Genomic DNA, 16,232 nt, shown 5'->3' with positions numbered 1-16,232 from the left:
TCCAATGAAAAGTAAATTATTATTAGGCTGTTGTTTGATTCTGCTTGCTTCAGTTACTAGGGCCCAATTATGGGTGCCAAAGGTTTTTGGAGATAATATGGTATTACAGCGTAATGCAAATATTCCGGTTTGGGGTAAAGCAAACCCTAATTCAAAAATTGTAGTTGAATTAGCCGGCAACTCCACTCAAACCTTGGTAAATGAAAAAGGAGAGTGGAGTGTATCCCTTCCGAAGCTTGCTGCTGGCGGACCGTTTGTTATGCAAATTGCTGAGCTAAACAATTCTTCACAATCGGTAAAGTTTAGTAATGTAATGATTGGTGATGTGTGGGTGGCCTCGGGACAGTCGAATATGGAAATGAAGATCAGTGAATCGAAAGATGCTGTAGCTGAAATAAAAAATGCAATTTATCCAAATATTCGCTTCCTGATTGTTCCTCACGATGTGGCTCTTCATCCCAAGTCGGATATATTACCGGCACAATGGAAACAATGTGATTCATCTACCGCTGCTGATTTTTCGGCAGTTGCTTACTACTTCAGCCGACATATTCAACAGCAGGAAAATGTAGCTATCGGTATTATTCAACCTACCTGGGGTGGAACTCCTGTAGAAGCCTGGACCAGTAAAGAAATGTTGATGACCATTCCGGAGCTGGCCAAAGTAGTTGTAAAGAACGAAATAGAAAATAAAGACGAAAGCATATTTAAGAAGAACGAAGAAGTTGTTAAGGTTTATTGGGACATCATTTACAATTCATACAATGGTTTGAAGAAAAAGGTGAACCAGATAAGCTATAATGATTCGGAATGGCCAACCTTAAAAATGCCGGCTACCGTTCGTTCATGGGGCAATGGGCCTTATGAAGGTATTCTTTGGTTCCGTAAAACAATTGATCTTTCAACACTTGCCAATGGCCAAAATTTAAGCTTAAGCCTCGGGCATCCGGAGATGAATTATTCCTTGTATTTCAACGGACAAGAAATTTGTAAAAACGTTTGGAACGCGGCACGAACACATACTTATTCTATCCCAGCTAAGCTTGTTAAAAAAGGTAAGAACGTAGTGGTTTTACGGATGGCGGCTTTATGGGGCGGTGGAGGTTTAAACGAACCAACTGACAGTCTTTACCTGACTAACGGCAAAGAGAAAGTGAGCCTTGCCGGAATCTGGACTTATAAACAGGGCATTGAAACTGATATACCTAAAACCATCAGTTATCAGTACACACCTTCATATTTGTACAATGCCATGATTAATCCAATTATTCCTTATGGTATTAAAGGGTTTATCTGGTACCAGGGCGAAGCGAACACGAGTGCTGCTTACCAATATCAAACTACATTCCCATTAATGATCAACGATTGGCGAATACGTTGGCAGCAAGGCTATTTGCCGTTTTTATATGTTCAATTGGCTAATTATATGAAACGAGCTCCTGAACCTGTTAAAAGCGAATGGGCCGAACTAAGGGATGCGCAGTTGAAAACGTTAAACTTGCCTAATACAGCCATGGCAACTATCATTGATATTGGTGAGGGAGATGATATCCATCCGAAAAATAAGCAGGATGTAGGTTTGCGATTGGCCTTAGCTGCAGAAAATACCGTTTACGGAAAAAAAGAAACAGTGGGGTCGGGACCATTGTATGATTCATTATCCATTATCGGTAATAAGGTTAATATTAAGTTTAAGCAAATTGGCAGTGGATTAATGACCAAAGGAGGAGCGGAGCTTAAAGGATTTATTATAGCTGGTACCGATCAGAAATTTTACTGGGCAAAAGCGATTATTAATGGTAATACTGTTGAAGTAAGTTCTGATAAAGTTATTGCGCCGGTAGCGATCAGGTATGCCTGGGCAGATAATCCTGATTGTAATTTATATAATAATGAAGGATTGCCAGCATCTCCGTTCCGGACAGACAATTGGAGTGATAAATAATCAGATGATGAATTGAACGTCGATCAAAAAAATAATACCCCTAAGTTTATTGAATGTAAATTGGAGCTTGTCAATATTTTGACAGGCTTTTTTTATGAAATTCGATTTAAAGGCGAGAAATGTTGTTTTTTCAACAGGTTAACATCTTAACCACTAAATGTAAACATCTCACTCCCCCCAATACCCTTAAATCAGCCTACATTTGAATTGGTGAAACTGCTGATCCAGCAGTTAAATCAAAACCCAACAGCTATCTGTTTGATTTGATATTAATGATCGTGGTTTTCCATGTGATTAAATAAAACATGCATTTAGGTTGGTTGAATTAAATCGGTATAACCTGTCGGTAATTTCATGCCGGCAGGTTTTTTTATTGCTGATAAAACCAATCGCTGATCTTCAGTTAACATCTTTAACCCTAATCTTTAACATTGTTACCCCTTTGTAGTAATCCAATCACTATAAATTCGAGGCATTAACCAATTTATTAATCAAGTTGTCATTTGTTAAACATTTATAGTCTTAAGCGTTTAATAAACTGCATCTATTTCAACCTGAATAGTTAATGTATTATGATAAAAAAGAATAACCTGAAAAAGGTACTGAGCTTAGTATGTGGTGCTGTTTTTTTTATATCTCCGGCATTCGCGCAATTACAATCCATGAAACTTTTAAACGTTCCTGTAGATATCAGCGATGATTTTAAAAGTTTTTCAAATACCTATTATTTAGCAGATAGTTTGTCGCAGTTCGATGCGGTTACCGGAACCGGTAAAATCGTTTATAAACGTTATGAATACTCTTCCCGTCAGGCATTTGATAACATGCTGGGTGTGTTGAAACCTGTTAAGGCGAATGAATTCCCTGAAACAGAATATGAGGCCTCTCCTTCATTACCATTCTCTATTCAATTTGTATCACCTAAAACCGTTCGTATTCGGACAAGTTCAGGATTTCAGGTAAAACCTAATCCGGAGTCATTAATGCTGGTTAATGGTAAAGCGCAAGTTGATACCAAATCATGGAAGTACAGTAAAATTAATGGAGGCCATCGCTATGCCAGCGACTATGGTTCGGTGACTATTATGGAAAGCCCTTGGCGCGTTGAAATAAGGGATGCGAAAGGAAAACTCCTTACTAAAACGTTGCACCATGTAGATAACGCTGATTCATCTTATACACCTGTACTGCCTTTTTCATATGTGCGCAGAGCCAGTGATTATACACGAAGCATGTCGGCAGTGTTTTCATTAGGCCCAGATGAGAAAATTTTCGGTTGTGGTGAGTCATTTACTCAGTTTAATAAAAGAGGACAAAAAGTAGTGCTTTGGGCCGATGACGCCAATGGTGTTCAGAATGAAACCATGTACAAGCCGATCCCATTTTTTATGAGCAATAGGGGTTATGGTATGTTCATGCATACTTCATCGCCCATAACCTGCGATTTTGGTAAATATTTCAATGGAGCCAATTCATTAATGATCGGCGATGATGAACTCGACCTGTTTGTGTTCTTAGGCGCTCCGAAAGATATTTTGGATGAATATACCAACTTAACAGGTAAAGCTTCTATGCCACCGTTATGGTCATTTGGTTTTTGGATGAGCCGTATTACTTATTTCTCTGAACAAGACGGAAGAAATGTTGCGGCTAAGCTTCGTGAGAATCAGATACCGGCCGATGTGATCCATTTTGATACCGGATGGTTTACCACCGATTGGCGCACCGACTATAAGTTTGCACCTGATCGTTTTAAAGATCCTGCTAAAATGATGACTGATCTTAAAGCCGATGGATTCCATATTTCGTTGTGGCAATTGCCTTACTTCACTCCAAAAAATAAATTATTCCCAGAAATAATTGAAAAAGGATTGGCGGTAAAAGATGCCAAAGGAAATATTCCGTATGAAGATGCTACGCTCGATTTTTCAAACCCGGCAACAGTAACCTGGTACCAGGAGAAAATTGCCAGCTTACTTAAAATGGGGGTTGGTGCTATAAAAGTTGATTTTGGTGAGGCCGCTCCTGATAATGGAATATACTTCTCGGGAAAAACCGGCTTTTATGAGCATAACCTTTACCCTTTGCGATACAATAAAGCGGTTGCAGACATTACTAAGCAGGTAAATGGTGAGAATATTATCTGGGCGCGAAGTGCCTGGGCTGGAAGTCAGCGTTACCCATTGCATTGGGGCGGTGATGCCGAAAATACCAATACTGGTATGGCTGCAGAGTTAAGAGGTGGCCTGTCATTTGGGTTATCAGGATTTTCATTTTGGAGTCATGACATAGGTGGATTTGTACAGAAGTCTCCTGATGACCTGTACCGCCGTTGGGCGGCTTTCGGCTTTCTAACATCACACACCCGTAGTCATGGTATGCCCCCTAAAGAACCTTGGGAATATGGCGAATCCTTTAACAATTACTTTAGAAATGCCGATAATATGCGTTATCAGCTAATGCCTTATATCTATGCGCAAGCAAAGGTTTGTACCGAAAAAGGTTTGCCAATGGTTAGGGCTTTGTTTGTGGAGTTTCCTAATGATCCCGGATCGTGGTTAGTTGACGATGAGTATTTATTCGGATCAGATATTTTAGTAGCTCCCCTTTTAGAAAATGTAACCGAACGTAATGTTTACTTGCCACCAGGCAAATGGATCGATTATCAAACCGGAGCTGTTTATGAAGGTGGCTGGAAAAGTATTGCACCGGGAGCTGTTCAAGCGATAATTTTAGTAAAAGATGGTGCTGTAATTCCTCATATTAAACTGGCACAATCGACCATGAAAATGGATTGGTCGTCTTTGAAGCTAATAGCTTATACAGCTGACGCTAAGCAAGGCAAAGGATTTGTTTGCCTTCCAAAAGATAATGTACTGCATGAAGTTACATTGTCTAATCAGGATGGTTCTTTCAAATTAAATGATGATTGGTCGAAAGGATCAATTAAGTGGGAAATTCAATCGAATACAGCATATAACAAGTCGGCAGGAAAATGAGAGTAAGCAAGGTCTCTTTAGTTGGTATTGCTCTTATCCTTTTTTTGGTTTCTGTTGGCTGTGCGCAGAACAAATATCCATTTCAAAACCCTGATTTGGACGTAGAAAAGCGTATCGACAACCTAATTTCATTGCTTACGCTTGATGAAAAGATTAAGTGTTTAAGCACAAATCCTTCGGTTCCTCGGTTAGGCATTAAGGGTTGCGACCATATTGAAGGCTTACATGGCGCAGCTCTTGGCGGGCCGGGGAAGTGGGGTGGTGAAAATCCAATTACAACTACGCAGTTTCCGCAAGCTTATGGACTGGCCGAAACCTGGGATACTGAAGCTCTGCAAAAGGTAGGCGATATTGAAGGTTACGAGGCCCGTTACTTATTTCAAAGCGATAAATACGAACGTGGAGCATTAGTGATTCGTTCACCTAATGTTGATTTGGGCAGGGATCCACGCTGGGGCCGTACCGAAGAATGTTATGGAGAGGATCCTTTTTTTAATGGTACCATGGCTGTTGCCATGATCAAAGGTTTACAGGGTAATGATAAACGTTACTGGCAAGCGGCTTCGTTAATGAAACACTTTTTGGCCAATAGCAATGAAAATGGTCGGGATCGCTCCTCATCTGACTTTAGTGAAAAGTTGTTTCATGAATACTACTCGAAACCGTTTAGAATGGGGGTGGAGCTGGGTGGTTCCAGAGCATTTATGGCCTCCTATAATTCTTGGAATGGAATTCCCATGATGGTGAATCCGGTATTAAAGAATGTGGCGGTTGATCAATGGAAACAGAACGGAATAATTTGTACCGATGGCGGCGCTTTAGGCTTATTAATAAAATCACACAAGTATTATTCTAATGACGCCGCAGGAGCGGCTGCAGCAGTTAAAGCGGGTATCAACCAATTTCTCGATCATTATGATTCAGCCATTCGACAGGCGTTAGAGAAAAAACTGATTACTGAGAAGGATATTGAAACAGTGATCAGGGGAGATTTTAGGGTGATGATAAAACTCGGTTTACTTGATCCTCCAGAGTTGAATCCTTATACGAAAATCAAAGACGGACCTGAACCATGGCTTTCTGAAAAACATAAAAATGCTGTTCGGGAGGTTACCCAAAAATCGATCGTGCTGTTAAAAAACGATCGGAATATGCTTCCGCTAAGCAAAAATACGCTGAAATCACTGGCAATCATTGGCAGTAAAGCCGATCAGGTTTTACTCGACTGGTATAGCGGAACGCCGCCATATGTGGTAACCGCCTTACAGGGAATCAAGGCTAAAGCAGGGAATAACATTCAAATAAATTATGCCGAGAATAATTCCAATAATGAAGCTGTAAACGCCGCAAAAAAATCGGAAGTAGCCATCGTTATTGTGGGTAATCATCCAACCTGTAATGCAGGTTGGGAGCAATGCCCTGATGCCGGAGAAGGTAAGGAGTCGGTTGATCGGAAATCGCTTACTTTAACAGAGGAGGAATTAATAAAACAGGTTTATAATGCAAACCCGAATACAATCGTTGTATTAGTTTCAAGTTTTCCTTTTGCAATCAACTGGACGCAGCAAAACGTTCCGGCTATTTTGCATATGGCTCAAAACAGTCAGGAACTTGGTAATGCTTTGGCCGATGTACTTTTTGGCGATTATAACCCGGCAGGAAGACTGGTGCAAACATGGCCAAACAGTTTAGATGAATTGCCGCCAATGATGGATTATGATATTACCCACGGCAGAACCTATATGTATTTCGAGGGCGCTCCTTTATATCCTTTTGGGTTTGGGAAAAGCTATACCTCGTTTAGTTATTCAAATTTGAAATTGAGTGCAACTAAGGTAAGTACAAGTGGTCAGCTTAGTATTAGTGTGGATGTTAAGAATACCGGATCCTATTCTGGTGATGAGGTGGTCCAGTTGTATGTGAGTCATATCAATTCAAAAACAAAACGCCCTTTAAAAGAACTAAAAGGTTTTAAAAGAATAACTATCAGCCCTAATGAATCTAAAACAGTAGTAATTCCATTGCCTGTTGAAGCATTGGCTTATTGGGACGAGAATTTACACCAGTTTAAAGTCGAAGAAGGAGCAATAAAACTAATGGTGGGGGCTTCATCGGCCGATATCAAATTTGAAAAAACTATAGAGATCAGTAACAAGTAAACTATCTAATTACATATGAATTATAAGTTCAAATCGGTAAAGTGTTGGAGCTATTCTGCTTTAATTGTAGCAACATCTGTTCTGTTTGGATGTACACAGGCAAAGGAAAAGGATGCAAGTAACACTGAAGAAAAAATCAGCAGATTAATCAGTGAAATGACCCTGGAAGAAAAAGTGGGGATGATCCATGGTAACTCTTCATTTACTTCCACAGGTGTGGAGCGTTTGGGTATTCCTGAAATTGTAACTTCAGACGGACCGCATGGTGTGCGTGTTGAGCATGGCCGCGATTGGAAGGTTGACAAAGATGTTGACGATGCTGCTACTTATTTACCTACCGGTAATACATTGGCCGCAACCTGGAATCCAGAGCTTGGTTATGCTTTCGGATCGGTTTTGGGAGCTGAAGCAAACTACCGCGGTAAAGATGTTATCCTTGGTCCGGGTATTAACATCATCCGTTCGCCGCTATGTGGTCGCAACTTTGAGTATATGAGTGAAGACCCATACCTAATCTCTAAAATGGTTGTTGGGTATATTAAAGGGGTGCAAGATCAAGGTATTTCGGCCTGTGTGAAACATTATGCTGCTAATAACGAAGAGGTTGACCGTAATACTGTAGATGTTTACATGAGTGAACGTGCTCTGCGCGAAATCTATTTGCCAGGGTTTAAAGCTGCTGTTACCGAAGGAGATGTGAATACTGTAATGGGTTCATATAATAAATTCAGAGGTCAATATGCTACGCATAATGACTATTTGGTGAACAAAATATTAAAAGGGGAGTGGAATTTCCAGGGTGTACTCATGAGTGATTGGGGAGCGGTTCATAATACAATTGAAGCGGCTAAAAACGGAACTGATTTGGAAATGGGCACTGATCTGAGTATGCTGCCTAATCCTAATTATAATAAGTTCTTTATGGCCGATTCGCTTTTGAAATTGGTAAAAGATGGAAAAGTGCCCGTTTCATTAATTGATGAGAAAGTTCGTCGAATCTTACGCATCATGTATAAAACCAACATGATTGATGGTAAGCGTCCGGCAGGAAGCTTTAATACAAAAGAACATCAGGCAACAGCTCTTAAAGTGGCTGAAGAAGGTATTGTATTATTGAAAAACGAGGGCAATATTCTTCCATTACAAAAAAGTGTTAAATCCATTGCTGTTATCGGCGTTAATGCCGACCGTCCAAACTCAATGGGTGGAGGTAGCTCACAGGTTAAGGCTAAATATGAAATTACGCCTTTACAGGGTTTAAAAAACCTGGTAGGTAACACTACTAAAATTGAGTATGCTCCAGGTTATAAAATTGCCAGAGGACAGAAAGCTGACGCAAAATTGATCAAGCAAGCAGTTGATTTGGCCGCAAAATCAGAAACAGCGATTTTGGTGGTAGGATGGACCCATGGTTATGACTATTCTAAATGGGATGATAATGCTTATGATGCAGAAGGTGTTGATAAGCCGAATATGGATATGCCTTTCGGTCAGGATGAGTTGATTAAAGCGGTATTAAAAGCTAACCCTAAAACTGTTGTGGTTTTAACCGGAGGAGGGCCAATTGATGTTAGCCAATGGATTGACGATGCAAAAGGTGTATTGGAAGGTTGGTATGCTGGTATGGAAGGTGGAAATGCATTGGCTAAAGTTATTTTTGGCGATGTAAATCCATCAGGTAAACTTCCAATGACTTTCCCTAAAAAATTACAGGATTCACCGGCTCATAAGTTAGGGGAGTTTCCGGGGAAAAATAATGTGGTTCATTATAATGAAGATATTTTTGTGGGTTACCGTTACTTCGATACTTACAATGTAGCACCGCAGTTTGAATTCGGTCGCGGTTTATCATATACCACTTTTAAATATGATAATTTAAACGTTACTGTGAATGGGGACAAAGCCACTGCTAAGCTTACTATTACCAATACCGGTAAAGTAGCCGGAGCCGAAGTGGTTCAGTTGTATGTAAAACAAGAGAAATCAGCTTTGAAACGTCCTGAGAAAGAGTTAAAGGCCTTTCAGAAAATATTCTTAAAACCAGGTGAGTCAAAAGAAGTGGTATTCCAATTAAATGATGAAGCATTCCATTATTATAACGATAAAGTAAATAAATGGGTAGTAGAAGCCGGTAATTTCGATTTATTGGTAGGAAGTTCTTCAAAAGATATCAGACAACAAAAAACAATTGTCTACGCAGCAAAATAACCAAAAATCATAATAACTAAGTTTATTCAACAATCAACGAAATCACCCCTAAAAGGTGGTTTTGTTGTTTTGGAGTGTTTTTAGTAAAAAAGGAGGTTGTCTTAAAAAAAACAAGATAACCTCCTTTTTATTAAAAGCTTAAAATATATATTTTCTATTAGTGGTTTTCTGAGCTCTTATGGTTATATCCTGGAGGGTGTTCAGAAAAAGGCAATGTTTCCTGGTGTAAAGAAGCTGTAGATATAATGATTGATTCAAGAATTTGTTTTTGTATGGAAATGGCATTAGCCCTGCCAATAGTAAAATTGTCTAGCTCAAGATAATTTGATAATTGTTTTACTATTTCAGTGATTGGGCCACGTGGTGGTACTCTGATTATTTTCCCTCCAATGATAATAAAACCCTCTCCATCAACTGGTATTCCACCTAATACTTTTGCAGCTATTTCTTTTTCTATATCTCTTATTGAGGACGGATGCTGACGAAGTCTTATTATAGCTGTTTTACTTGCTACGTCAATTTGAACTACTTCTACCAATTTATAACCAAAAATTGACAGATCAGGTATTCCCTCCTGAAATTTATCTCCGGCAACTATATCCTGGCTGCCACTGTGAGCTGGCATTAAGTATGAATGATTACTGTTGAATCGGTGCACTAAAATACAAGGTCGGGGAATAGCTGCGTCCCAACGTTCCGGTATACGAAACTCAATAAGATATTCTCCAATCTGGGCTGCTAAATGGCCGCTAAGTTCATGACTGTGTAACGGACGAAGCTGAATGGTTGTATCAAAAGCGTTTGAAGTAGTTGACCACACCCTTGTTTCATCCAGCCAGCCTAATGATCGCATACTCCAGGCATTTAACCCTGGTCCAACCTTCGTAAATTCTGAATGATCAGCCTCCATCCATGGATAAGCTGCAGTACTCATAACATCCCACGGGTCTCTATAATCTTCTGTAGAACCATTTAATCGTGCATGGTCAAGACCATAGCCATGCCCCATTTCCTGACCCATTAAACTTGGACTTAAAGAGAAGGAATCACAAAGGGCTGCCATTCCACCAACCCAACCACAAAGATCAACAGCATTCAGTCCTGAAACTACCACACCCGAATAATCTGCTAAGTTAACCCCGGCCGCAATTGCTTTAGCTCTGGCTGCATCCAATAGTCCATTTCGGTTTATTTTACCTACCGGTTGTGGATATACATTCCCGACATAGTCAGCTCTTCTCTGATCAAGTGTATACCAGCCAAATACCCTGCTTCCTGATATATCTATTTTATGGTGCGACATCTCATAAAAGAAATCAACCATATTTAAATCTCCTCTTCCTCTTCTTGTAAAAAGGTCTTCATATTTTGTTAGGGGAGGCAAAGGGTCGGTATCATCGCTAAAACGAACCAGAATAATTGCCCAAGGAGAAATAACCCTATCTCTGTATGTTCTTAATTCGGCAATGATCTTGGCAAGGTTAAATTCTTGAGTATGCCTACTTTTAATAGAAAGATGAGATTCTTCAAATGTTTCCATCTGAGTTTCTGTTTGTGAGGGAATTGTTTTCATAACATTTTGTTTATTGATAGAATTAAAGAGGTTTAATTATTGAAAGGAGGAGATTGTTCATAATAGGGTTCCTCCTGATTATTTGAGGTAAAATGATACAATGAATGGAGGCTACTGTAAGAAATGGTTTTTAATAATCGCTACCAAATTACTGCTTAATTACTTGTTAATCAATGGTATAACTACTGAGTGTTATAGGTGTAACTACCTGAATTACAACTTGGGCAACAACGTATTTACATTTCCAAACTGTAAACCACACCATCAAAACTGCTTTTGTAGTAACGCTACGAGGTTCTGAACTAGGTTGTTCCTGGTCCGGAAACCAATCGGCGGGCTTATATGAGATGTGAGGGGGCTTACCCAAGCATCCTCTTCCCGGTTTAGAACCAGGATTCATTCAGATCCGAAGCATCTCATCCCACTTAAGAACCATGTGAAAGGTATTTCTGAACTGCTTCGACCCACTTCAGAACCGGAATAGGGGTGGTTAAGAAAGTAAGACTTGAATAATTAGGAAGAATAATTATTTTTAGGGCAATTTGAATCCAGAACTATTTACAACTACAATTTAAAAACATTCGACTATATGAAATTTACATGCACCTCGGGTGTATGTAAGAATTAGTTAGCGGTCATTGTAGGACGACACACACCACAGACAAACAATGCTTGAGAAAGATATAGAAAACTTAATCGCGCAACATCCAGACATCATTTTTCCAAACGCTGGTTTCCGACTTGTTGGACAACAAATCAAACTTGGCAAGTGCTTCGCGGACATAATTTTTGAAGATAAGCACAATAGAAAAATCATTGTGGAAGTTAAACGAGGCATTCTCTCTCGTGACGCTTCAGGACAAGTAATGGAGTATTACGGACTTCTTAAAACAGAAAGCCCCGACAGTTTTGTTGAACTGGTTTTGTGTGCTAACATCATTCCGCCTGAGAGAAAAAAGTTTCTTGAAACAATTGGCATTGAGTGTAAAGAGTTGGGCATAAATTATCTCAACCAACTTGCCGAACAAGTAAATTATCAGTTTATCAAGTCGCGACAGACAGACCAAAGGCAACAAACCACGACAATTTCAGTTCTTCCATCTGCGGACAACATCTGGATATTTCAAGCGAACCCACAACGCTATGACATTATGAATGCACTTGCAGACGATGAAATTGGTGACAGTATTCATTGGCTTGTAAATCAGCACAAGACTGAGATCTGCAAAGGACACATTGGTATGATTTGGCTTTCGGGTAAAGAGGCAGGAATTTATGCAATCACTGAAATACTGACTGACCCACAACTAATGTTAGAACCTGACCCCGAAAGAAAATATTGGACTGACGCTACTGATAAAGAAGGCGAAAAGACAAGAGTGAAAATGAAAATTATTAAAAGTTTACTTCATTCTCCTCTGACAAAGGAAACTATAATGAAAACTGATGGACTTCAAGGAATGAGAATACTACGGCAACCACAGGGGACAAACTTTCGTGTGACAACAGAAGAGTGGACCATAATCAAGACACTCATATGAATGAGAGAGAACAATGAACCGCTAACAAAATGTATAAAACATGGCTGGGGCTCAGTGTAACTTTGTAGTTTAGTTTTTCAAATTACGTTTGGTGTCGTGGGACAGTGACGCGCTTCGAAAGTCCAGCCACGTTTCATACATAAACGTTAGCAACCATACAACCAAAGATAATCTAATATGAAAATTGACATTATTAAAAAAACAAACAGGCTTACAGACTTCAAATATTATTGGATAGCATTTGCAATAATTATATGTATTAATTCAGCTTTGTCGACAAAATTGAAACCTTCATTAAGTTATTCAATTCCGGTATATTTACTTTTGACTATTTTCGTAAAACTTGTTTTCACAAATATTATTGCCCTATTAATTTTCCTAGCAGCCTGGCTATTTAAAAGAAATTTTATTTTAGCTCGCTACGTTAATATTCTGGTTAAGTTATCCGCTTTTTTATTAGTGATTGAAATAGTTTTATTTTTTAAAAGGTAAACCGTTTTAGGATAAATCTATTTTATCAACTATTTTTTGGATGCAATTGATTTTTGCGATACTTCATACATCATTTCTAATATCAGATGTAATTAAATATTTGGTGAATTAATGCCGTATTCAAAATAAGTACGGCTGCTAACACGCGCTGATATAATTAATGGAAATTGAAATCAAACGTATAATAACAAACGAATTTCAAGTGGCTGTAGCACAACTACTCCAAAAAGAAGCCCCTGAGAATTGAAGGTACAATTTTCAGGGGCTTTTTACTTTGTTATGTTTTTATTGAAAACGCAGGGGCTTTAACGGTAAGTTAAACGCGTAAACATGTGCTTCCATCATCAAGTAACAATTTTTTTTGGCGTACTGTAAAAGCTATATCTATTTAAAGCAAAATATTAATACTTAACTCCCAAACTTATTAAACTGCCAGCTAAATGTTAACAGGAAATATCGTTTGAGCACTTTGGTTTGACGGTCTTCAATGGTGTTATCGGTAACCGTACGAGTAATACTTGAGCTTTGGTTCAATAAGTCGAAACCCTGCAGCGTAATACGCGCCTTTTTATTCTTCAAAAACTCCTTATAAATACCCATATCAAGCATGGTTGCATTTCGTTTGGCATTTTGCACCCTTCCTGCATTGGTGTTAAAGCCCAAAGAACTGGAAAGAACAAAGTTCTTAGGCATATAGCAACTAAGCTTCATGGATGAGTTTGCGGTTACATAATTCAAATTTTTTAATGAAGGGTTGTCGTAATTGGTTTGGTTATATCTAAAATCAGAGGATAAGTTGAGCTCCAATATTTCCTGCCAATTGTAATTAAGGCTTAATCCTGTGCCCAGTACGTGCGCATAAGTCGAAACCTTATTGCCATTGATAAAAGTAATATTCCTTGAAGTGGTAGCATTCAGCTTAGGTTTGAGAGAACTCTTCATTCCGTTTATAGGAATTCCGAAAGTCACATTTCCCATGATTTGATAATTGCCCGAAACATTCTCCGGTCGGCTTGTTTGTTTGCCGGTTGCTACATCAAAAAAGCTATTATAGGTTATTTTATTGGCGGTCGTCGTACCATTAATTGAAATATACGTGCCTGTTATATAGGAGTTATACCTTAAGTTAAGTGAATTGCTGAACTCGGGACTTAAATTAGGGTTACCCAAACGGATATAAAGCGGATTGCTGTTATCAGGTACTGGCTGTAAATCCTTAATATCGGGTTGGCGTAAGTTTCCTGTATACGAAATGTTTAGCCTGGCCGTTTTCGAAACCTTATAGTCAAAAAGGGCACTCGGAACTATACTTAGTGTTTGCTGGCGATATAAGCTATCTTTCGTAATCGATTTACCTCTCAGATCATTTTGACGCAAAGAAAGTCCGACACTATAATTAATATTACTAGTCTTGCTTTTTAAACGTATCCCATATTTGTTAGAGATGGTATGGTTGCGATAAACATTGCTTAACAATTCGTTCTGTTGGTCATAAGCATCGGTAAGTTCATTGTAATCAAACGTATTGGCTGATGAATTTTCGATCCTGTTACCATACTGATAGCTAAACTCAATTAGCTTTCCTTTTAATTTCGGAATAGGTTCGGTATAGTTTAATGAAATGTTATGATTTTGAGAGCTGTTATCGTTTAATTTTTGTTGATCAAAACTGTTTTGAACAGGCTCATTCTGGTAAAAAGCACTAAATGACGAATTTAAATTGCTGCCGTCCGTTTCATCGAATTTATTATTAATGGTAAGTTCCAATGCTCTCCCTTTTTCTGCAAACTTTTTCTCATATGAAAGTGAATTGGTAATATTGGGCGATCTGGAAAGCATTTCTGTACTTCTATTCCCATCGTTTATTTTTTCCATCATCGAATTAGTCGATTCAAACCGGTTGGCGGATTGCGATCTATTTTCCTGAAAATTCAAAGAAGGTGATATTGTTAAGTTACTTGAGGGATCGAACTTATAGATTAATTGCAAACCCAGTCCATGTCCCGTGTTCTTATTTTGCCCTTCACTTTGATCAAGGTAATAAACCGATTGCTCCTGAATGAGGATATTGCGCTTTAACAGACTTTCGTTTTCATTTTTCGACTGGTTGAATGTATAACTTCCGGAAAATGAAAGTTTAGGCCCCAATTGATCGGAAAAATTCAGTCCTGCCGAAAGAGTATTGCTTATAAGGTTATTCCTTGAGGACGTATTTATGCTGATCTGCTGATCGTCGTTAAAGCGATTTAAGTTTAAATTAGCTTCATGTCGTTCATCGTTTCCACCTCCACCCGAAGTTTTTCCAAACAAGCCTTTTCTTTTATCTTTTCTGATGGTAATGTTAATGACCTTGTCGGTTTCATTGTCATCAGCGTCTTCTCTTTCCGTCTTCCGGTCTATTACCTGAATCTTATCAACAATGTTTGATGGAAGGTTTTGGGTAGCCATTTTTAAATCATTTCCAAAGAAAGGCTTTCCATTAACCAATATTCGCGTTACTTTTTGTCCGTGAGCGCTCAAACTTCCATCGGCCTGTACCTCCACACCGGGAAGTTTTTTTAATAGATCTTCCACTACAGCGTTTTCCCTGGTTTTAAATGAAGATGCATTAAACTCAACTGTGTCTTTTTTTAATCTCACCGGAACGGCTTCTGCCACCACCTCAACTTCCTTTAATGAATAAGACATTGAATCGAGTTTTATGTCGGCCATTTGATATAAAGGTTGCTCGGAAGTAATTGAAAAATAGTGAGTAGCTGTCTTAAAGCTGTATAAGCTCACGGCCATTTTGTATTTACCCAACGCCAACCCTTTGATTTCATACAATCCATTTTTGTCAGAAAAGGCATTACCGGCAACAACAGAGTCTTGCAGGTTTATAACTGAAATAATGGCACCTTCCAAGGTTTCATTTTGCACAACAGCAGAGGTGATCTTACCTTTTACGGCTCCTCGTTTAACCGACTGTGCATTAACATTAATTCCTAAAATGCCAAGCAGGCAAAAAAGGTAAAGAAATCTCATATATGGCTAGGTTAAATATTAAAGAAACAATCATTAGCATGGGAGCTTCTTTAAAAATTGGCACCACAAAGCTATCAATGTTTTGCAGTCAGTAGGGTCTATATCATTTATTTTACCTTTTTAACAGTCCTTGAGTTTCCTGAATTGAAATTTGAGGTATTTGTTTTAAATCATGTACCTAAACGATTATGGATTAATGGTCTGATTACTTCCTTCTTGTCCTTTATAAATGATCATTTGTAACAACCTTATATCCTTTTAATTATCGTTTCATTATATTGGGCTTAATCT

8 protein-coding genes are annotated in these 16,232 nt (G+C 38.7%); 5 read left to right on the top strand and 3 right to left on the bottom strand.

The window, feature by feature from the left end; translation table 11 throughout:
• The first annotated feature begins 4 nt into the window (after positions 1 to 4).
• The 4 genes from NF867_RS01660 to NF867_RS01645 all read left to right on the top strand — a co-directional run bounded on the left by NF867_RS01660 (position 5) and on the right by NF867_RS01645 (position 9,311).
• Positions 5 to 1,945 (top strand): sialate O-acetylesterase, encoded by a 1,941-nt coding sequence (locus NF867_RS01660; protein WP_252585805.1) that lies wholly within the window; start codon positions 5 to 7, stop codon positions 1,943 to 1,945.
• A 662-nt stretch (positions 1,946 to 2,607) separates the two neighbouring features.
• On the top strand, positions 2,608 to 4,944 hold the full coding sequence (locus tag NF867_RS01655) for a glycoside hydrolase family 31 protein (protein ID WP_252585804.1): 2,337 nt from the start codon (positions 2,608 to 2,610) through the stop codon (positions 4,942 to 4,944).
• Positions 4,941 to 7,103: a glycoside hydrolase family 3 C-terminal domain-containing protein gene (locus tag NF867_RS01650; RefSeq protein WP_252585803.1), complete on the top strand. Its 2,163-nt coding sequence runs from the start codon at positions 4,941 to 4,943 to the stop codon at positions 7,101 to 7,103. Before NF867_RS01655 ends, NF867_RS01650 begins: the two co-directional genes overlap by 4 nt.
• A gap of 15 nt (positions 7,104 to 7,118) precedes the next feature.
• Positions 7,119 to 9,311 (top strand): glycoside hydrolase family 3 C-terminal domain-containing protein, encoded by a 2,193-nt coding sequence (locus tag NF867_RS01645; RefSeq protein ID WP_252585802.1) that lies wholly within the window; start codon positions 7,119 to 7,121, stop codon positions 9,309 to 9,311.
• Between the two features lie 157 nt (positions 9,312 to 9,468).
• Here the strand turns inward: NF867_RS01645 and NF867_RS01640 are convergent, their stop codons facing one another.
• On the bottom strand, positions 9,469 to 10,884 hold the full coding sequence (locus tag NF867_RS01640; protein ID WP_252585801.1) for a metallopeptidase domain-containing protein: 1,416 nt from the start codon (positions 10,882 to 10,884) through the stop codon (positions 9,469 to 9,471).
• 166 nt (positions 10,885 to 11,050) lie between these two features.
• The gene (locus NF867_RS01635) at positions 11,051 to 11,284 is read right to left on the bottom strand and encodes a hypothetical protein (RefSeq protein WP_252585800.1); all 234 of its coding nucleotides are present in this window, start codon (positions 11,282 to 11,284) and stop codon (positions 11,051 to 11,053) included.
• A 268-nt stretch (positions 11,285 to 11,552) separates the two neighbouring features.
• On the opposite strand from NF867_RS01635, the gene NF867_RS01630 reads away from it, so the two are divergent.
• On the top strand, positions 11,553 to 12,425 hold the full coding sequence (locus NF867_RS01630) for an endonuclease NucS domain-containing protein (protein ID WP_252585799.1): 873 nt from the start codon (positions 11,553 to 11,555) through the stop codon (positions 12,423 to 12,425).
• Between the two features lie 900 nt (positions 12,426 to 13,325).
• On the opposite strand, the gene NF867_RS01625 is transcribed toward NF867_RS01630, so the two are convergent.
• On the bottom strand, positions 13,326 to 15,941 hold the full coding sequence (locus NF867_RS01625; protein WP_252585798.1) for a TonB-dependent receptor: 2,616 nt from the start codon (positions 15,939 to 15,941) through the stop codon (positions 13,326 to 13,328).
• Between the last annotated feature and the right edge of the window lie 291 nt (positions 15,942 to 16,232).

Source organism: Solitalea agri, assembly GCF_023914155.1.
In the GTDB taxonomy this organism is placed as follows: Bacteria; Bacteroidota; Bacteroidia; order Sphingobacteriales; family Sphingobacteriaceae; genus Solitalea; species Solitalea agri.
Note: the sequence above shows the minus strand (reverse complement) of the source record. Positions and strands in the feature narration are given on the sequence as shown.